The 17943-nt window shown below is 68.8% G+C and carries 19 protein-coding genes; 3 read left to right on the top strand and 16 right to left on the bottom strand.

The features are described 5' to 3' along the window. Positions 1 to 56 precede the first annotated feature (56 nt). From pyrR to DID98_RS26440, 5 genes are all read right to left on the bottom strand, one after another. Positions 57 to 572, bottom strand: a complete 516-nt coding sequence (gene pyrR, locus DID98_RS26460) for a bifunctional pyr operon transcriptional regulator/uracil phosphoribosyltransferase PyrR (protein WP_124571681.1) — start codon at positions 570 to 572, stop codon at positions 57 to 59. Beyond that, positions 559 to 1008, bottom strand: coding sequence for a Holliday junction resolvase RuvX (gene ruvX / locus DID98_RS26455; protein ID WP_059820149.1), 450 nt, complete (start codon positions 1006 to 1008; stop codon positions 559 to 561). Before ruvX ends, pyrR begins: the two co-directional genes overlap by 14 nt. Then, complete coding sequence (locus DID98_RS26450; protein WP_044846295.1) at positions 1005 to 1583, bottom strand: YqgE/AlgH family protein; 579 nt, start codon at positions 1581 to 1583, stop codon at positions 1005 to 1007. Before DID98_RS26450 ends, ruvX begins: the two co-directional genes overlap by 4 nt. A gap of 182 nt (positions 1584 to 1765) precedes the next feature. Beyond that, a complete protein-coding gene (locus DID98_RS26445; protein ID WP_124571680.1) occupies positions 1766 to 3067 on the bottom strand; it encodes a hypothetical protein in 1302 nt (433 codons plus the stop codon). A 104-nt stretch (positions 3068 to 3171) separates the two neighbouring features. Continuing rightward, positions 3172 to 3342 (bottom strand): rubredoxin, encoded by a 171-nt coding sequence (locus tag DID98_RS26440; protein WP_004186709.1) that lies wholly within the window; start codon positions 3340 to 3342, stop codon positions 3172 to 3174. A 254-nt stretch (positions 3343 to 3596) separates the two neighbouring features. Between DID98_RS26440 and DID98_RS26435 the strand changes: the two genes are divergently transcribed. Next, positions 3597 to 4463, top strand: coding sequence for a hydroxymethylpyrimidine/phosphomethylpyrimidine kinase (locus DID98_RS26435; RefSeq protein ID WP_044846297.1), 867 nt, complete (start codon positions 3597 to 3599; stop codon positions 4461 to 4463). A 184-nt stretch (positions 4464 to 4647) separates the two neighbouring features. Here the strand turns inward: DID98_RS26435 and groL are convergent, their stop codons facing one another. The 11 genes from groL to DID98_RS26375 form a co-directional block, all read right to left on the bottom strand. Continuing rightward, positions 4648 to 6288 carry a chaperonin GroEL gene (groL, locus tag DID98_RS26430; RefSeq protein ID WP_044846298.1) on the bottom strand — a complete coding sequence of 547 codons (1641 nt, stop codon included), beginning with the start codon at positions 6286 to 6288 and terminating at the stop codon, positions 4648 to 4650. A 46-nt stretch (positions 6289 to 6334) separates the two neighbouring features. Further along, positions 6335 to 6628, bottom strand: coding sequence for a co-chaperone GroES (gene groES / locus DID98_RS26425; RefSeq protein ID WP_014897904.1), 294 nt, complete (start codon positions 6626 to 6628; stop codon positions 6335 to 6337). A gap of 373 nt (positions 6629 to 7001) precedes the next feature. Then, complete coding sequence (locus DID98_RS26420; protein WP_124488740.1) at positions 7002 to 7511, bottom strand: SRPBCC family protein; 510 nt, start codon at positions 7509 to 7511, stop codon at positions 7002 to 7004. A gap of 33 nt (positions 7512 to 7544) precedes the next feature. Continuing rightward, entirely contained in the window at positions 7545 to 8177 is a 633-nt protein-coding gene (locus DID98_RS26415) for a DUF1571 domain-containing protein (RefSeq protein WP_124522837.1), read from the bottom strand. Continuing rightward, positions 8174 to 8587 carry a quinol oxidase gene (locus tag DID98_RS26410; protein ID WP_124488738.1) on the bottom strand — a complete coding sequence of 138 codons (414 nt, stop codon included), beginning with the start codon at positions 8585 to 8587 and terminating at the stop codon, positions 8174 to 8176. Before DID98_RS26410 ends, DID98_RS26415 begins: the two co-directional genes overlap by 4 nt. 28 nt (positions 8588 to 8615) lie before the next feature. Further along, entirely contained in the window at positions 8616 to 9401 is a 786-nt protein-coding gene (locus DID98_RS26405) for an anti-sigma factor family protein (protein WP_409362345.1), read from the bottom strand. Then, positions 9401 to 9916: a sigma-70 family RNA polymerase sigma factor gene (locus DID98_RS26400; RefSeq protein ID WP_044846302.1), complete on the bottom strand. Its 516-nt coding sequence runs from the start codon at positions 9914 to 9916 to the stop codon at positions 9401 to 9403. The genes DID98_RS26405 and DID98_RS26400 overlap by 1 nt, the downstream gene beginning before the upstream one ends. A gap of 46 nt (positions 9917 to 9962) precedes the next feature. After that, complete coding sequence (locus DID98_RS26395; RefSeq protein ID WP_124488735.1) at positions 9963 to 10322, bottom strand: hypothetical protein; 360 nt, start codon at positions 10320 to 10322, stop codon at positions 9963 to 9965. A gap of 276 nt (positions 10323 to 10598) precedes the next feature. Then, complete coding sequence (locus DID98_RS26390; RefSeq protein ID WP_124571678.1) at positions 10599 to 13115, bottom strand: hypothetical protein; 2517 nt, start codon at positions 13113 to 13115, stop codon at positions 10599 to 10601. Between the two features lie 479 nt (positions 13116 to 13594). Continuing rightward, positions 13595 to 14839 carry an FAD-binding oxidoreductase gene (locus DID98_RS26380; protein ID WP_124571677.1) on the bottom strand — a complete coding sequence of 415 codons (1245 nt, stop codon included), beginning with the start codon at positions 14837 to 14839 and terminating at the stop codon, positions 13595 to 13597. A 67-nt stretch (positions 14840 to 14906) separates the two neighbouring features. Beyond that, positions 14907 to 15686: an ABC transporter substrate-binding protein gene (locus DID98_RS26375; protein WP_124571676.1), complete on the bottom strand. Its 780-nt coding sequence runs from the start codon at positions 15684 to 15686 to the stop codon at positions 14907 to 14909. A 380-nt stretch (positions 15687 to 16066) separates the two neighbouring features. On the opposite strand from DID98_RS26375, the gene DID98_RS26370 reads away from it, so the two are divergent. Together DID98_RS26370 and DID98_RS26365 are read left to right on the top strand one after the other, a co-directional pair. Continuing rightward, entirely contained in the window at positions 16067 to 17029 is a 963-nt protein-coding gene (locus DID98_RS26370) for an ornithine cyclodeaminase family protein (RefSeq protein ID WP_124571675.1), read from the top strand. Continuing rightward, complete coding sequence (locus tag DID98_RS26365; RefSeq protein ID WP_124529000.1) at positions 17026 to 17820, top strand: transcriptional regulator; 795 nt, start codon at positions 17026 to 17028, stop codon at positions 17818 to 17820. Before DID98_RS26370 ends, DID98_RS26365 begins: the two co-directional genes overlap by 4 nt. Positions 17821 to 17943: the final 123 nt, after the last annotated feature.

Raw genomic sequence — 17943 nt, 5'->3', positions numbered from 1 at the left:
TATGCAAACGGGCCGCGGTACGAACCGGCGGCCCGGGATACGGTTGCGCGGTTCGCTCAGGCGCCGTGCGCCTCGATGCGCAGCGTGAGCTGCGCGGCTTCGTCGCGCGCGAGCACGAGCGTCGCATCGGCCGGCACGTCGACGGTGCCGCCCACGAAACGCGCGGCGACCGGCAGTTCGCGGCCGCCGCGATCGGCGAGCACCGCAAGCTCGACCGCGGCCGGACGGCCGTAGTCGAACAGTTCGTTGAGCGCGGCGCGCATGGTGCGGCCGGTGTACAGCACGTCGTCGACGAGCACGATGCGCGCGCCGTCGACCTCGAACGGCAGAGACGTGGGGCTCGCCTGGCTGTGCAGCCCCTTCTTCGCGTAGTCGTCGCGGTGCAGCGCGACGTTCACGACACCGAACCCCGGCGCGCCGAGATCGCGCGCGAGGCGCTCGGCGAGCCAGGCGCCGCCGCTGTGAATGCCGGCGAGCCGCGGGCCGCCCGGCTCGGCGAAGGCCGTGCCGTACGCGTCGCGGATCTGGTCGAGCAGGACGCGGTAGAGCGCGTCGGCATCAATGGTGCTCATGGTCGGACAATTGATCGAGATACTGTTGAAGGATCACGCGCGCGGCCTCGGCATCGAGCATCTCGGCGCGTGCGCGCCCGCGCACGTTGCGCTCGCGCAGCCCGGCCTCGGCCTCGACCGACGAATAGCGTTCGTCGACCCACGTGACGGGCAGCCCGAAGCGGCCGTTCAGCTGGTTGCCGAAACGCTTCGCCTGCTGCGTCATGTCGTGCGGCGTGCCGTCCGGATGCATCGGCAGGCCGACGACGAGCGCGTCCGGCCGCCATTCGGCCAGCAGTTCGCCGACCGCCTTGAAGCGGTGCTCGCGGTTCAGGTTGGGAATCACGACGAGGGCGCGGGCCGAGCGCGTCAGCGCATTGCCGATCGCGACGCCGATCCGCTTCTCGCCGTAATCGAACGCCAGGAGCGTCGCATCGCGCGCGCTCGCGCCGCTCATGCGTGCCCTGCTTCGCCGGACAGCATCGACGAGCTGACGCCGAGCAGGCCAAGTGCGGCTTCGAAACGCTCCTCGGCCGGCGTGTCGAACACGATGCGCGGATCGGCGGCGACCGTCAGCCAGCCGTTGCGCGAAATTTCTTCCTCGAGCTGCCCGGCGCCCCAGCCGGCATGGCCGAGCGTCAGCAGGAAGCGCTTCGGGCCGGTGCCCGTCGCGACCGCCTCGAGCACGTCCTTCGACGTCGTCATCTCGAGCCCGCCCTCGACCGACATGGACGAGTTGTAGTTCGCGCCCTCGACCGGCTCGTGCAGCACGAAGCCGCGCTCGGTCTGGACCGGGCCGCCGAAGTACACGGGAATGTGCAGCAGCGGCTCGATGTCGAGCTTCAGGTCGATGCGGCTGAACAGCGATTCGAGGTCGATGTCGGTGGGCCGATTGATGACGAGGCCGAGCGCACCGCGCTCGCTGTGATCGCAAAGATAGACCACCGTTCCTGAAAACGTCGGATCCGCCATGTTCGGCATGGCGATCAGGAACTGGTTGGTGAGATTGATGCGATCGGAAGGCTTTGACATGGTTTGAATTTTAGCAAAGACGCCGCGGCCTGACCGGGCCGCGATCAACAAGCAACGCCGCACGACGCTGGCAACGACGCGCGCGGATCACACGGCACTCTAACACGCGCGCGGGCGCTGTCGGCAGCGTGTTGCCGGCCCGCGTGGCAAGGGCTGCCGCCGCGGTCGCGCCCCGTTGCGCGTCAGCTCCGGGCAAGCGCCGCGCCGAGCGCCTCGGACGCCGCGGTCAGGTCCGGCGGCGCCACCCCCGCCGCGATCTTCAGCAGCGCGCCGCGCAGCAGGTCGGATGCCCGGCCGTGCGCGTCGAGCCCGCCGTCGGCGAGCGGCAGGCCGTGTGCGGCACGGCGCCACGCGAGCCCGAGCGTGTCGGCCAGCAGCGCCGCGTGACCGAGCCCGAGCGCGCATGCGGCCGTACCGACCCGGTAGGCGGCCGCGGACGCGCGCCATGCGGCCCCCGCATCGGCGGTGGCCGCATCGACGGCCAGATCGGTCATCGACGCGTCGGCCGTCTGCAGGAAATCCTCATACGCATGCGCATTGACGGTCACGACGCCGAGCATGCGGGTGGGCGCCGCCGCGACCGCCTCATGCTCGGCCTGCGCCGCGCCGGCTTCCCACAGCGCCTCGGACGCGGGCGTGCCGGCGACGTGCCAGTCCACGGTCAGCCCATAGTCGTGCAGCACGTCGACGAGCGCGACGTCTTCCGCGGCCGCGCCGAACAGCGCGAAATCGCGCCACAGCAACGCAACCGTCTCGCGCACGAGCGCCGGCGGCGCGCGGCGCCTGCCCTGCGCGTGCTCGCCGAGCAGCAGGTTGGTCCGTGCGAGGAAACGCTTCAGTTCGGGTGCGGCGCTCGCGCGCAGCGCGCGCAGGCACGCGGCGGCGAGCCGCCAGAAGTCGTACGGCGCGTCGTCGGCCAGCGCGGTCAGGGTCGTGTCGAGCTCGTCGAGCGCCGCGTCCGGCGTGCCGTGCGGCGCGCGCAGCACGCCGAGCAGCGCCTGCTCGTAACGGGCCCGCGCGCGGCTCGCGAATGCGTCGGGCAACGCGCGCAGCGTCGCCGGCGGCGTCGCGCGCCCGACGAGTGCCAGCGCGTCGAGCGCCACGCTCGCGTGCAGGTCGGCCGAGCCTTGCGCGCGCAGCGCACGGAAATGGTCGAACAGGACGGGCGAGCAGGCCAGCTCGCGCAGATTGTGGCGCCCGACCGCCGCGCTGAAATCGCGCAACGCGAGGCGCCAGGCGGCGCAAGCCGGTTCGGCGGCGACGAGCGGCGCCGCGGCGGCGAGTTGCCCCGCGAATCGGGCGGCCGGCAGCCAGCCGGCCTCCGCCAGCACGGCGGCGGCGGCCGACAGCGGCGCGGCCGCGTCGTCGCGACGCTCGAATGCGTCGGCGGCCGCCGCGAGCCACGCGTCGGCCGCGCGCACGGCCCCGCCGCGCGGGTTGGGTAATGCGTCAGGGTGGGGAACGTTCGCCGGATCGGCCGTCATGGACACGCGCGCCTGTCATCGTCAAGTCGCTCGCGCCGGCCTCGGCGCGCAAGCACCGGGCAACCGCGAGGCCGCAGCCGGGTGTCCGTTGGCCAAGGGTCCGGTCAGATCTGGACCATCTCGAAGTCTTCCTTGCGAGCGCCGCATTCGGGGCACGTCCAGTTGATCGGGACGTCTTCCCAGCGCGTGCCCGGGGCGATGCCCTCTTCGGGCAGCCCGGCTTCTTCGTCATAAATCCAGCCACAAATCAGGCACATCCAGCTCTTGTATTCCATCTTAAGCCGCGTCGGGAAAAGTCGGTAAATTCGGGAGCCATGATGGTACCGTGTCGGGGCCGGACTGCCTAGCAATCGCGCTGGAGTACGGCGACTACGTTGCGCTGCGCTAAAAAATCCGTCGTGCGGGCCGGATTCCGCCGCATAATGGCTGGAAAGTGCGGCCTGCCGGGCAACACAGGGCCCAAACGCCCACTTCGCCTCGCCGTCCGCAGTTCCGTCGCTTCCCCGTTTTTTTCTTGCCCCATTTTTACATGTCCAGCAACGCCCCTCCGATCGTCCTCACCTTCGGCCTGTCCGATCCCACCGGCGGCTCCGGCCTCCAAGCCGATCTGATGACACTGGCGAGCATGGGCTGCCACGGCGTGTCCGTCCTGACGGGCTATACCGTGCGCGACTCGGCCGCCTGCGACGAAGTGACCGGTCTCGATCCCGATGTCGTCGCCGCCCAGGCGCGCATGCTGCTCGAGGACATGCCGGTCGCCGCGTTCAAGATCGGCGCGGCGACGCGCGCGGAAGTCGTGAGCGCGATCGCCGAAGTGGTCGCCGACTACGACGGCGTGCCGCTCGTGCTCGCGCCGGACTTCACGCTCGACGACGAGCACGTGCTCGCCGCCGACGACCTGCGCGAATCGATCGCCGACCTGCTCGCGCCGCAGACGACGCTGCTGGTCGCCGACCACGCGACGCTGATCGCGCTCGCGCAGCCGGACGGCGATGCCGAGGCGCCGAATCTCGACGCGGCCGTGTCGCACCTGCTGTCGCAGGGCTGCGAGTACATCCTGTCGTCGGAGACGGGCTCGCACCGGCTCGTCAACACGCTGTACGGCGAGGAAGGCCAGCTTCGCGAAGACATGTGGGATCGTTCGCCGCACCGGTTGATGGGCATCACCGATACGCTCGGCGCGGCGATCGCGGCCCTGCTCGCGAATGGCCAGGAGCCGCCCGAGGCGGTGCGCGAGGCGCAGGAATACCTGTACCAGGCCGTGCGCGACGCGTTCCGGCCCGGCATGGGCGCGTACCTGCCCGACCGGTTCTTCTGGGCCCGCAGCAACGATGAGGAAGGCGGACGCCCGGTGACGGAAAGCAGCAAAACCTCCCCGCGGATCGCCCGGCATTGAACCCGCACGGCGGCCCCGCGCCGCCGTTGCACGCGGCTCACCCTCGCGCGGGGGCGGCAGGTCCGCCCCCGAATGTCCGCCCCTTTTTGCGCGCACATAAAAAAAGACCCGCATCGCTGCGGGTCTTTTTCTTTGGCTGGAACGCGCATCGCTGCGCGCCCCGGACACCATCGACCGAAGTCGATTACATGTCCATGCCCATGCCGCCCATGCCGCCCGGCATGCCGCCCGGCATCGGTGCGTCTTCCTTCGGCAGTTCTGCGACAGCTGCGTCCGTCGTCAGCAGCAGGCCAGCAACCGAAGCTGCGTTCTGCAGTGCGGTGCGCGTGACCTTGGTCGGGTCGACGACGCCGGCTTCAACCATGTCGACGTACTCGCCCGTTGCTGCGTTGTAGCCGTAGTTGCCCGTGCCTGCAGCCACTGCCGCCACCACGACGCTCGCTTCTTCGCCGCCGTTCGTGACGATCTGGCGCAGCGGCTCTTCCATTGCGCGCAGCACGATCTTGATGCCGGCGTTCTGGTCGGCGTTCGCGCCGGTCAGGCCTGCGATCGCGGTGCGAGCGCGGATCAGCGCAACGCCGCCGCCTGCCACGATGCCTTCTTCCACAGCTGCGCGCGTTGCGTGCAGTGCGTCTTCGACACGTGCCTTCTTTTCCTTCATTTCGACTTCGGTCGCGGCACCGACCTTGATCACTGCCACGCCGCCGGCCAGCTTGGCCACGCGCTCTTGCAGCTTTTCACGGTCGTAGTCCGACGTCGCTTCTTCGATTTGCGTGCGAACTTGCTTGACGCGCGCTTCGATGTTCACGGCTTCGCCTGCGCCGTCGATGATCGTCGTGTTTTCCTTGCCCACTTCGATGCGCTTCGCCTGGCCCAGTTCTGCCAGCGTTGCCTTCTCGAGCGTCAGGCCGGTTTCTTCCGCGACGACTTGACCGCCCGTCAGGATCGCGATGTCTTCCAGCATCGCCTTGCGACGATCGCCGAAGCCCGGCGCCTTGACCGCAACGGTCTTCAGGATGCCGCGGATGTTGTTGACGACCAGCGTTGCGAGCGCTTCGCCTTCGACGTCTTCTGCGATGATCAGCAGCGGACGGCCAGCCTTCGCGACTTGCTCGAGCACCGGCAGCAGATCACGGATGTTCGACACCTTCTTGTCGTGCAGCAGCACGAACGGGTTGTCGAGGACGGCGACTTGCTTGTCCGGGTTGTTGATGAAGTACGGCGACAGGTAGCCGCGGTCGAACTGCATGCCTTCGACGACGTCGAGTTCGTCAGCCAGCGACTTGCCGTCTTCGACGGTGATCACGCCTTCCTTGCCGACCTTGTCCATCGCTTCAGCGATGCGATCGCCGATCGACGTGTCGCTGTTCGCCGAGATCGAGCCGACCTGTGCGATTTCCTTGTTCGTCGTGCACGGCTTGCTGATCTTCTTCAGCTCTTCGACAGCCGCTGCGACTGCCTTGTCGATGCCGCGCTTCAGGTCCATCGGGTTCATGCCCGATGCGACGTACTTCATGCCTTCGCGAACGATCGATTGCGCGAGGACGGTTGCCGTCGTCGTGCCGTCGCCTGCGTTGTCGCTGGTCTTGGAAGCCACTTCCTTGACCATTTGCGCGCCCATGTTCTGGAGCTTGTCCTTCAGCTCGATTTCCTTCGCGACCGACACACCGTCCTTGGTGACCGTCGGGCCGCCGAAGCTGCGCTCGAGCACGACGTTGCGGCCCTTCGGACCCAGCGTGACCTTGACTGCGTTGGCGAGAATGTTCACGCCTTCGACCATCTTCGAACGGGCGGAATCGCCGAATACGACGTCTTTAGCTGCCATCTTCTAACTCCTTGAATTCTTGGGAATATGTACCGTCGGTGGACGCTTACTGCGCGTTGACCACGGCCATGATGTCTTCTTCGCGCATGACCAGCAGTTCCTGGCCGTCGACCTTGACGGTCTGACCAGCGTACTTGCCGAACAGCACGCGATCGCCGACCTTCACGTCGAGCGCGATCGCCGCGCCCTTGTCGTCGCGCTTGCCCGGGCCGACCGCGAGGATCTCGCCTTGATCCGGCTTCTCAGCAGCAGCTTCGGGGATCACGATGCCCGAGGCGGTCTTGGTTTCCTGATCCAGGCGCTTGACGATCACGCGATCGTGCAAAGGACGAAGGTTCATATTCACTCCTCTCTTGACTGAGATTGAAGAACGCTTAGGGAATCTGCCCGGCGGGTCGCCCGGCAGAGAATTGTTAGCACTCTCGTGCAGCGAGTGCTAATTATATGGACGGGTTTTGACAAATTCAAGAAGGGGAGCGGGAGGTTTTTTCGTGCGGGGCGGAACGGCGAGAAAACGGGGATTAATCAAAAAAGATCATTCAAAACAATCACATACACATCAACCCCGCACACCGGGAGCGGACGGGGATACGGGATATCCCGACCATCGCCCCAATTTGACACGGGGCAGGCACCGAGTTCCCGCGGTCGTCCGGTATCGCATGAAAAGGGCCGCTCGGACGCCAACGAGGCCGGGACAGACCGCGAGATCGTCACATGTCCGGACAGCCGGCGACCGGCTGGAACGTCCGGCCGTCGGTCTCGACCGTCGCGCCCAGCCGGCGCGCGAGCCCTTTCGCGCCTTCGCGCATCACGACGTCGTGATTCCAGGCGAACAGCGGGCGCGCGACCGGCTCCAGCCAGTTCATCCAGCGCTCGCGCGTGCGGATGTGCCAGTCGTAGCGCACGACGGTGCGCGTGCCGTCGCCGGCGAACGACCAGCAGCCGTCGCCTTCGATCGCGCCGCTCGCGCGGCCTTCGAGCGCATGCAGCCGCTCGACGCGCAGCACGCGCATGTCGAAGGTCAGCCGGTACGGCAACGCGCCTTTCCACGTGTAGCGCTGCAGCGCGCCGACGCCGCGCGCATCGCCGGGTTCGATCTCGACGGTCCGCACGGCGCTCTTCCACCAGTCGGGCCAGCGATCGACCTGGTAGATCGCGTCCCAGACCGCCGCGAGCGGCGCATCCACGCGCCACGTCGTCGAAAACCGGTATTCCGCCATGCTGCCTCCGGCATGAGTCGTCGGGATCAGGAATCAGGGGGAGAAAAAGCGGGCGGGAAACGCGACGTCGATCTCGACGTCGTCGAGCGTGACCGTCTCGAGCGGCGCGCCGTCGTCGTCCGCGAAGCTGACCACCTTCAGCGGAAAGCCGTCCTCGGTGTCCAGCCACAGACGATAGCGATGGACGCCGTCGACCACGTGCGCGGGTGCGCCCGTCACCGACACGCGCAGCGTGGTGCGGCCGCCGACGGTTTCCTGGCCCTCCGTCACCGTCGCACCGCCCTGCTGCAGCGCATGCACGTTGCGCAGCAGCACGCCGACGTCCGACCGGTCGACGCGATGGCCGCTGCGATTGCGCAGGAGCGGATTGGACGGCGACAGCGTCAGCGCGGGCAGCGCATGCTCGCCGAACGGGCGCAGCCGGACCTTGCCGTCGCCGGGATCGTACGCGAGCACCGCGCCGTGATGCGGCGACACGAAGTCCATCCGGACGAAACCGGGTTTCAGGTATGCATAGTGGAATTCGGCGTGCTCGCCGCTTCGCGCCGACGAGCGGATCGTCGCGCGGTACGAGTGGACCTGGTCGAAATGCGTCTGCGCGACGGTCACGGGGTCGGCTGTCATGCTCGCTCCTATCAGGCTCGCGGCCAGCAACGCGGCGATCATGGCGCCGCCTCGACGTCGAGCACGCCTTCCATTCCGCGCTCGCGATGACTGCGCAAGAACAGCAGCCGATGCGTGCAATAGTAGGCGAAGCGGCCGGGCGTCGTCGGCGTGAAGCGCAACGTGCGCGGCGTCGTGCCGAGTTCGGTGCGCACCGCGATGCCGGCCTGCGGCGCGTCGATCGCGAAACTGTGCGGCACGACGCCCGGTTCGGCCGATACGGTCAGCTCCACCGGCACGTGCGCGCGGACGATCACGTGGTTCGGGCGAAAGAAATAGCTGCCGCCGACGATCGCCACCCGCTGCACGCCGTCGGCGTCGACCGGCACGCGCACCGGGGCATCGCCGTCCGCCCGCGCGAGCCCGGCGCATGCCGCGAGCGCCACCGTCACCATCGCCACCTTCGCGTTCATCATTGGCTCCCTGCGGATGCCGCGTGCATCACCCCTTCCACGCGTCGGTCGGCCCGCCGAGCGCGCCGCATGCCTCGATCGCGAGCTCGCGCAGGCGTCGTTCGTCGGCGCGCCCGGAGAGCGCAAAACCCATGCCGCGATCCGACCAGAAATACGTATGGCGGCCGTCGGCCGACATCGCCTGGGGCGCGAAACGCCGCGCATCGTAGGCCGTCATGTAGAGCGTCACGCGCTTGCCGTCCGCGCGCTGGTACATGAGTTGCGCCGCCGGCCCCGCGTCGCCCGGCAGGAGCCGGCCGCCCAGCAATGCATAGCCGTATTCGTCGAGCGACGGCGCGCGCACGGGCCGCCCGAGACGCGCGGACAGCCACGCGGCAAGGCGCGCCGGATCGCGTGCGTCGACCTCGACCGGATGCTCCCGCTCGGCCGCGTACACGGCGTAAGCGACGTCCGCGCGTGCGGCGAATGCCGGCTCGGCGCCGAACGTCGTCCAGCCCGCGTGCAGCGCGATGCCGATCACCAGCCCGACCGCCAGCCCCGCGAACGCATAGGCAAGGCCACGCCAGCGCGGCGCGCGCCGCTGCACGAACAGCGCGGGTGCGGCAGCCGGCAGCGGGAACAGCGCGTGCAACGCATCGCGCTGCGCGCCGTAATGCGCGAACCGGTCGGCCTCCCGCGGATCGGACCGCAGCCGCTCGAGCACCTCGCGGCGCTCCTGCCCGGACAGCTCGCCGTCGAGCAGCGCCGACAGCAGCTGGGCCGACACGACATCGTCCCGATCGTTCGAAGGTTTGCGCGGATCGTCGTCGTCCATCATGTCTTCCCGATCACCCGTAACGCGGCCGCGCCGTGCGCCGGCGGCTCGCCGGACAACAGCGCACGCATCTGTTCACGCGCCCGTGACAGCCGCGACATCACAGTCCCCACCGGCACGCCGAGCACCTGTGCGGCGTCGCGGTAACTCAGCTCCTCGAGCGCCACCAGCAGCAGCACCTCGCGCTGCTCGACCGGCAGCCGGTACAGCGCGCGCTGCACGTCGCGCAGCAGCAGGCCGCCGATCTCGTCGTTCGGCGCGGCCATCGTCTGCCACGGCGCGGTCGCATCGTCGACCGCGATCTCGCGCCGCGCGCGCAACTGGTCGATGAAGCGGTGGCGCAACAGCGTCAGCAGCCACGCGCGCAGGTTGCCGCCGTCACGTGGCGGCCGGTTCAGCGCGCGCTCGAGCGTGTCCTGCACGAGATCGTCCGCCCAGGCCCGATCGCCCGTCAGCGCGCGCGCATACCGGGTGAGATGCGGCAGCCACACCAGCAGGTCCGATTCGTAGCTCATCCGGATGCCTTGCGCGTCGCCGCGCCGTCAGCCCGTCAGTCCGTTCTCAGGGGCGCGCAACGTGCCACATGCCGCCGACGCCGTCGCCGCCCGCGTCACCGGCCTTGTGGTCCATCTTCCAGCGGTACAGCGGACGGCCGCGGTACGCCCATTGCTTCTTGCCGTCGTCGCGCGTGACGAGGCTCAGTGCGCCCGACGCCTTGTCGTATCCGTCGGCGAGCGCCGGCGGCCAGTTGGCCGCGCAGGTGCCGGTGCACGTGCTCTTGCCCGGCGCGTCGTGATCGAACACGTACAGCGTCATGTGATCTTCGTCGACCAGTTTCCCGTCACCGGCCTGCGGCGGCTCGGCGGCCGCGGGCCGCACGATCGCGGCCATCAGCGCGATGGCGAACAGCATCGTCTTCATTCCCGTTCTCCTTGGCATGGCATCGCGGCACGGCGGCGCCGGACGGGACGTCGACTACGTCATGACCATTATCCCGCTGTCCGGCTGCGCCGCGACTCGGTAAGTAAACGGACGAATCCGGCCGGTTATTCCATTCCGCCCCGCAATTCAGTGCCATTCCTCCCGTGAGACAGACCGGGAACCCCAAAAAAACGCGGCATGACATTGCTGTCATGCCGCGTTGTGCGACCCGTTGCGCGCGGGACGCGATGAACCGTCGCCGCGCGCGCCGGCCGGTTACCTCGGCAATGCGCCCGTCACCGCCTGCAGCAGCGTCGACACCGGTGCGAGCGGATTGTTCGCCGAGTTGTTGCCCGAGTGCGGCGTGACCGACAGGCTCGGCGTGGAACCCAGCGCCGTGCCCAGCGTCGTGCCGGCCGCATTGACGACCGTCGCCGTCGCGTTGCCGCCCGTCGACAGCAGCGAACCGGCTGCCCCCGCCGTGCTGCCCGCCGCGCTCGCGCCCGAGCCGAGCAGGCTGCCGCCCGCTGCAGCCGTCGAACCGGCCGCGCCCGACAACGCGCCGGCCGCCTGCCCGAGGGCCGCCGGACCGTTCGCCAGGGCCCCCGTCACCGAACCGAGCGCACCGGTCAGCGCGGCGGCCGGGTTGCTGCCGCCGGTCAGGCCGCTGACGAGGTTCGTGATCGGCGCGATCGGGCTGCTGCCGCCTGCGCCCGACAGCATGCCGACGACCTGGTTCACGACGCCCTGCACCGGCGCCAGCGGGTTCGTGCCGCCGAGGCTGCCGAGTGCGCCCGTCACCGAACTGACCGCGTTGCTCAGTGCGCCGGCCGGGTTGCTGCCGCCGAGCGTACCGACCACCTGGTTCACGACGCCCTGTACCGGCGCCAGCGGGTTCGTGCCGCCGAGGTTGCCAAGTGCGCCCGTGACCGAGTTGACCGCGTTGCTCAGTGCGCCGGCCGGGTTGCTGCCGCCGAGCGTGCCGACGACCTGGTTCACGACGCCCTGTACCGGCACCAGCGGGTTCGTGCCGCCGAGGTTGCCGAGTGCGCCCGTGACCGAGTTGACCGCGTTGCCCAGTGCGCCGGCCGGGTTGCCGCCCGTCGGCAGCGCGTTTTGCAGGCCGCTGACGAGGTTCGTGATCGGCGCGATCGGGCTGCCGCCGCCGGCGCCCGATAGCGTGCCGACGACCTGGTTCACGACGCCTTGTACCGGAGCCAGCGGGTTCGTGCCGCCAAGGTTGCCGAGCGCGCCCGTCACCGAATTCACAGCGTCCGTCAGTGCGCTGGCCGGGTTGCCATTGCCGAGCGTGCCGGCGAGTTGCGTGACGGCGCCTTGCACCGGTGCCAGCGGGCTCGACGCGCCACCGATGTTGCCGAGCGTACCCGTGATCGTATTGACCGCGTTGCTCAGCGCACCAGCCGGATTGCCGCTGCCCAGCGTGCCCGCGACCTGGTCGACGACGTTCTGGATCGGCGCCAGCGGGTTCGTGCCGCCAACGTTGCCGAGTGCACCCGTCACCGTGCCGAGAGCGCCGGTCAGTGCGCTGGCCGGGTTGCCGCCGCCGACGTTGCCGAGCGCACCCGTCACCGTGCCGAGGGCGCCGGTCAGCGCGCCGGCCGGGTTGCCGCCGCCGACGTTGCCGAGTGCACCCGTCACCGTGCCAAGGGCGCCGGTCAGTGCGCCGGCCGGGTTGCCGCCGCCGACGCTGCCGAGCGCACCCGTCACCGTGCCGAAAGCGCCGGTCAGTGCGCCGGCCGGGTTGCCGCCGCCGACGTTGCCGAGTGCACCCGTCACCGTGCCGAGGGCGCCGGTCAGTGCGCCGGCCGAGTTGCCGCCGCCAAGCGCACCCGTTACTTGATTCACCACGCCCTGAACCGGCGCGAGCGGATTCGTGCCGCCACCGACGTTGCCCAGTGCGCCCGTCACCGTACCGATTCCGTTACTCAGCGTACCCGTCGCCGTATTGAGCGCGCCGGTCAGTGCAGCAGCGGGGTTGCCACCGCCGAGCGCGCCCGTTGCTTGATTGACGACACCTTGAACCGGTGCCAGCGGATTCGACCCGCCACCGACGTTACCCAGCGCACCGGTGACCGTACCGAGGGCGCCGGTCAGCGCGCCGGCCGGGTTGCCGCCACCGAGCGCCCCCGTCACTTGATTGACGACACCTTGAACCGGTGCCAGCGGGTTCGACCCGCCACCGACGTTACCCAACGCACCCGTGACCGTACCGAGGGCGCCGGTCAGCGCGCCGGCCGGGTTGCCACCACCGAGCGCCCCCGTCACTTGATTGACGACACCTTGAACCGGCGCCAGCGGATTCGCACCGCCGCCGACGTTACCCAGCCCGCCCGTCACCGTGCCGACCGCATTGCTCAACGTCCCCGTCGCCGTATTCAGCGCGCCGCTCAACGCACCGGCCGGGTTGCCGCCACCGAGCGCTCCCGTCACCTGGTTCACCACGCCTTGTACCGGCGCGAGGGGCGTCACCGCGCCGCCACCGCCGCCGAGCGCGCCCTGCAGCGCGTTCACCGCGCCCGACAACGCCTGCGCCGGATTGCCCAGCGACGTCTGAATCGCGCCGGCCCCACCCGTCGCAACGGTGACCGAACCCAGCGGCGACGTGCCGGTCGCGGCCAACCCGATCGATACGCTGTTGGTCGGCGGATTCACGACGACTTGCGGAATCGGCAGCGCATCGAGCGGCCCGGCGACAGCCGAACCGGAAACCAGTACCCCGAACACCGTCGTGACCGACAGCGCCACACCCGTCAATTTAAAGTTTTGTCTCATCCTTACCCCATCTCGTTGGCACTACGTTGATAAAGCATGGGGATCGATTGCACGAAGTGTGCCATCCGGATAAAACGGATTGATTCGTTGGCCTATTGCAAGCCAATAACGGTTTTATATGGATTTCCGGGTAAATAAACGGGTCGCGCAGCCGCAATCATCTGACGATAAATGTGTCGGGAGCGCGGATGTAACGTAACGTTTGCGAGGCCGGAAGTAACGTGTTCCGGTACATCCCGGGTCACATCGGAACGTCCGTTGCGAAACGTCGCCGGATGGCCCGGACGGACCGCCTGCTTCGCGTTTCATCTTCATGAAATTGCATTAATAAATCGCGTGTTTTCTGTTTTGCTTATTTCGCGATTTCTTTCCGGTCAATTGCGCAGATCATTTCCGGCTGCAAGACTTCACTCAATACGGACAGCCGAATGAAAAACTGTGACGGCCGCACACGCGGCGGCCGTCGTATCGCAACGGGTTCAGCCGAAGCGCGCGGGCCGGTACGGATGGGGATCGATGAAGGTCGGGGCGCCCGTCATCATCTCGGCGAGCAGACGCCCGGTCGCGGGGCCGAGCGTGAGCCCGTGGTGACAGTGGCCGAACGCGAACCACAGATGACGATGGCGCGGCGCAGGCCCGATCACGGGCCGCATGTCGGGCGTGCACGGCCGCATCCCGAGCCACGGCGCCGGATCGAGCCGCTCGCCGATGCCGAACGCGTCGCGCGCCAGCGGCTCTGCACGTGCGAGCTGCACGCCGGTCGGCGGCGCGCCGCGCAACGCGATCTCGACGCCGGTCGTGAGCCGCAGGCGGCCGCCTTCCATCGGCGCGACGACGAAACCCTCCTCGGTATCGCACACGGGCACGTTCAGCGACGCGCGGGTCGGCCGGTAATGCATGTGATAGCCGCGCTTCGCGCGCAGCGGAATCCGGTAGCCGAGCGGCGCGAACACGTGATCGGACCACGGCCCGAGCGCAACCACGGCCGAACGGGCCGCAATCGGCCCGTGCTCGGTATCGACCTGCCAGCCGTCGCGCACCTGCGCGAGCGTCGTCGCGTCGCCGCGTACGAACGTGCCGCCGTCGAGCTCGAACAGCCGCGCGTACGCCTTCGTGAGGCCGCCGGGGCTCGACACCGTCTTCGGGTCCTGCCAGTGGAATGCGCCGCAGAACGCGTCGCCGATGCCGGGCTCGCGTTCGCGCAACGCGCGCGCGTCGAGCACACTCATCCGCAACCCGTGCGCGTCGACCACCCGCTGCTGCGCGCGCGTTTCCGCGTCGAACAGCGCGGGCGAACGGAACGCCTCGATCCACCCGCCGTCATGCACGAGCGGCTGCGCGTCGGTGCGCGCGAGCAGCGCGTCGTGCTCGACGACGCTCGCCGCGACGAGCGGCAGCATGTCGCGTGCGGCGGCCGCGAGCCGCTGCGGCGACGATTCGCGCCAGAAACGCGCAAGCCAGCCCGCGTACGCGGGCAATGCTTTGTAGTCCCAATAGAGATCGACCGAGCGGTTGCGTGCGTAGCGCAGCAGCGTGCCGAGCCGGCGCGGGAACGCGTACGGCACGACCGACGAGCGCTCGATCAGCCCCGCATTGCCGTGGCTCGTTTCCTCGCCGGGCGCGCGCCGGTCGACGAGCGCGACACGCAGCCCGCGATCCTGCAGATGCAGCGCCGACGACACGCCGACGATGCCGGCCCCCAGAACGATGACGTCGAAATCCATGCTTCCCCGTACTGCGTCGAGATTCGGTGCGACGCGCGCCGGCACCGCGGCCGGCGCGCGGCCTGGCTTACTTCGCGACGATGTCGCGCTTGAAATACTTCTGCGACAGCGCGCTCAGCGTGCCGTCCTTCTTCAGCGCGTCGAGCGCGCCGACGATCTTCGCCTGCAGCGCCTTGTCGCCCTTGCGCAACCCGAAGCCGGTGCCCTCGCCGAGCGTCGCGGGATCCTTCAGCGGCTCGCCGACGATCTGGTAGTCGCGGCCGGCCGGCTTGTCGAGGAAACCGTCCTGCGCGGTCTGCGCTTCCTGCACGGCCGCGTCGAGACGACCGGCGACGAGATCGGCATAGATCTGGTCCTGGTCCTGATACGACACGACGTCCACGCCCGCATTGGCCCAGTGCGCCTTCAGGAAATCCTCCTGCGACGAGCCCTGCAGCACGCCGACGTGCTTGCCGCGCAGGCTCGCGGCATCGGGCCGCAGCGGCGAGCCGCGGTGCGCGACCATCACGATCGGCACCACGTAGATCGCCGGCGTGAAATCGATGCTCTGCTTGCGCTTCGCGGTGATGTTCATCGCCGAATTGATCGCATCGAACTTGCGCGCCTGCAGCGCCGGGATCAGCCCGTCGAACGCATTCTCGACCCACACGCACTTCATGTTCAGCTTCGCGCAGACGGCATTGCCGACGTCGACGTCGAAACCCTGCAGCTGGCCGGCCGGCGTCTTGCTCTCGAACGGCGGATAGGCGGCTTCGATCCCGAAGCGCAGCGTGGTCTGTTCCGCGTGGGCGGTGACGGCCGCGCACGCAAGCGCCGCGGCGGCGCAGAGGGAAAGCTTCCAGTTCATGACGATGTCCTTCGATTCCGGATTGAGGCGATGAAGACCGTTCGCGCGACGCCGTCGCCGGGCGCCGGATCGGCATGCGATGCATGCCGGCCGCCGGGCGGCAACATGCCGGTCCGCATGTGAAATATAGACTCTTAGTCTACTATAGACTATAGGGGATACGATAATCGCGGCCTCGCTGCTGCCCATCGAGATTCCGTCGATTACGCAAAATGCCTTTGATTCATCGATGTTTTTTCGACTGACAGTGGCTCGGGCCTGTCCTGAAAAGAAAAATTCACCCGACTTATTTTGTCTATATTAGACTTTTAATCCATCACGAACACCGCCGGACGCCCGCTTTCGAGACTGTCCTGTCCGGCCCCGACCGGAGAAGTTCCATGACGCAACCCGCCCCGACCCTGCCGCTGACCGTCGACGAAGCCGCGGTGCGCGCGGCGCTGCCGTCGCTCGACGTGCTCGGCACGCTGCGCCGCATGTTCGCGTCGCTCGCCTCGGCCCGCGCGGTGCAGCCGCCGCAAACCCTCACGCTGTTCCCCGAGCAGGCCGGCGATTTCATCACGTATCTCGGCGCACTCGCCGACGAGCAAGTGTTCGGCGCGAAGCTGTCGCCATACGTCGTGACGGGCGGCAAACCGATCGTCACGGCGTGGACCGCGCTGATGTCGATGCGCACCGGCCAGCCGCTGATGTGGTGCGACGCGGGGCTGCTGACGGTCGAGCGCACGGCCGGCACGACGGCGCTCGCGGTCGACTGCCTCGCGCCGCGCGATGCGCGCCGGCTCGCCGTGATCGGCGCGGGCGCGGTGGGCCTCGCACATCTGCGCCATACGGCGACATTGCGCGACTGGGCATCGATCAGCGTCCATTCGCCCGCGCTCGCCGGCGACCCGGCGCTGCAGGCGACACTCGCGCGGATCGATCCGCGCGCCCGTGCGGCCGTCAGCGTCGAGGCGTGCGTGCGCGACGCGGACGTCGTGATGCTGTGCACGTCGTCGGGCACGCCGGTGCTCGCCGACGGCATGCTCACGCGCCCCGCGCTCGTCACCTCGATCAGCACCAACGTCGCGCGCGCGCACGAGATCCCGCCGGCATGGTTGCCCGACATGGACGTGTACTGCGACTACCGGCACACGACGCCCGCGAGCGCGGGCGAGATGCAGATCGCGGCGGCCGGGCACGGCTGGACGCCGGAGCGGATCGTCGGCGACCTGCCCGCGCTCGTCGCTGGCACCTGCGCGGCGCCGTCGCGCACGCGTCACGCGTTCTTCCGCTCGATCGGCCTCGGGCTCGAGGACATCGCGATCGCACACGCGCTGTACATGCATCTGACGCGCGCATGAGCGGCACGCGCACGCGGGGCCGATACAATGGCGCAACCGCCGCGGCGGCAGCGCGGGGGCGCACGGGCGAGCCGGTGGACGGCACGCCGGCGCGCCGTGCCGACGCACCGCCCGGCCCCCGCTCACCCGAGATGGCGATTCCGATGCGCAAGAAGCAATCCCCCGTCAAAGACCTGCTGCTCACCCGCTACGCACCGATCGCCGACGGCATCGCGGCGCTGTTCTTCCCGTACGCGGAAGTCGTGATCCACGACCTGCACGACCAGACCGTGCTGTACCTCGCGAACAACCTGTCGAAGCGCGAGGTCGGCGACGATTCGGCGCTCGAGGAAATCGATCATTCGGCGCGCGAGCGCGTGATCGGCCCGTACGAGAAACTGAACTGGGACGGCCGGCGCATGCGTTGCGTGAGCAACGTGCTGTTCGACGACGAAGGCCGGCCGGCCGGGATGATGTGCATCAACTTCAACATCGCGGTGTTCGACGACGTCCGCGCGACGCTCGACGTGTTCATCAAGGGCGCGGGCATCGTCGCGCAACCGGACGAGCTGTTCCGCGACGACTGGCAGGAGCGCATCAACACGTTCCTGCACGGCTGGCTGCGCGAGCGGCAGGTCGGCCTGAACGGCCTCACGCGCGAGCACCGGCGCGAGCTCGTCGAGGCGCTTTATGCGGAAGGCGCGTTCCGCGGCAAGAGCGCCGCGAACTACGTCGCGAACGTGCTCGGGATGGGGCGCGCGACCGTCTACAAGCACCTGAAGCATCTGAAGGAAACGCAGGGCGACGTGTGAGCGACGTGTGCTGCGGGCGTGGTTGCTTGGTCGCTTGGTCGCCAAGCTTGCCGCCTTCACCGTTCACCATCACTAACATCGGCGCCGCTACCGGTTCGCGCGGTCCGTGACTATGCTTCGTGA

It is taken from the genome of Burkholderia sp. Bp8984 (genome assembly GCF_003853755.1).
Taxonomy (GTDB): Bacteria; Pseudomonadota; Gammaproteobacteria; order Burkholderiales; family Burkholderiaceae; genus Burkholderia.
The sequence above is the reverse complement of the archived record's forward strand: the minus strand, read 5'-3'. Positions and strand labels throughout refer to the sequence as shown.

Coding starts and splice junctions, on each gene's coding strand:
- pyrR (WP_124571681.1), bottom strand. CDS start 572: ATGAGCACCATTGATGCCGACGCGCTCTACCGCGTCCTGCTCGACCAG.
- ruvX (WP_059820149.1), bottom strand. CDS start 1,008: ATGAGCGGCGCGAGCGCGCGCGATGCGACGCTCCTGGCGTTCGATTAC.
- DID98_RS26450 (WP_044846295.1), bottom strand. CDS start 1,583: ATGTCAAAGCCTTCCGATCGCATCAATCTCACCAACCAGTTCCTGATC.
- DID98_RS26445 (WP_124571680.1), bottom strand. CDS start 3,067: ATGACGGCCGATCCGGCGAACGTTCCCCACCCTGACGCATTACCCAAC.
- DID98_RS26440 (WP_004186709.1), bottom strand. CDS start 3,342: ATGGAATACAAGAGCTGGATGTGCCTGATTTGTGGCTGGATTTATGAC.
- DID98_RS26435 (WP_044846297.1), top strand. CDS start 3,597: ATGTCCAGCAACGCCCCTCCGATCGTCCTCACCTTCGGCCTGTCCGAT.
- groL (WP_044846298.1), bottom strand. CDS start 6,288: ATGGCAGCTAAAGACGTCGTATTCGGCGATTCCGCCCGTTCGAAGATG.
- groES (WP_014897904.1), bottom strand. CDS start 6,628: ATGAACCTTCGTCCTTTGCACGATCGCGTGATCGTCAAGCGCCTGGAT.
- DID98_RS26420 (WP_124488740.1), bottom strand. CDS start 7,511: ATGGCGGAATACCGGTTTTCGACGACGTGGCGCGTGGATGCGCCGCTC.
- DID98_RS26415 (WP_124522837.1), bottom strand. CDS start 8,177: ATGATCGCCGCGTTGCTGGCCGCGAGCCTGATAGGAGCGAGCATGACA.
- DID98_RS26410 (WP_124488738.1), bottom strand. CDS start 8,587: ATGAACGCGAAGGTGGCGATGGTGACGGTGGCGCTCGCGGCATGCGCC.
- DID98_RS26405 (WP_409362345.1), bottom strand. CDS start 9,401: ATGGACGACGACGATCCGCGCAAACCTTCGAACGATCGGGACGATGTC.
- DID98_RS26400 (WP_044846302.1), bottom strand. CDS start 9,916: ATGAGCTACGAATCGGACCTGCTGGTGTGGCTGCCGCATCTCACCCGG.
- DID98_RS26395 (WP_124488735.1), bottom strand. CDS start 10,322: ATGAAGACGATGCTGTTCGCCATCGCGCTGATGGCCGCGATCGTGCGG.
- DID98_RS26390 (WP_124571678.1), bottom strand. CDS start 13,115: ATGAGACAAAACTTTAAATTGACGGGTGTGGCGCTGTCGGTCACGACG.
- DID98_RS26380 (WP_124571677.1), bottom strand. CDS start 14,839: ATGGATTTCGACGTCATCGTTCTGGGGGCCGGCATCGTCGGCGTGTCG.
- DID98_RS26375 (WP_124571676.1), bottom strand. CDS start 15,686: ATGAACTGGAAGCTTTCCCTCTGCGCCGCCGCGGCGCTTGCGTGCGCG.
- DID98_RS26370 (WP_124571675.1), top strand. CDS start 16,067: ATGACGCAACCCGCCCCGACCCTGCCGCTGACCGTCGACGAAGCCGCG.
- DID98_RS26365 (WP_124529000.1), top strand. CDS start 17,026: ATGAGCGGCACGCGCACGCGGGGCCGATACAATGGCGCAACCGCCGCG.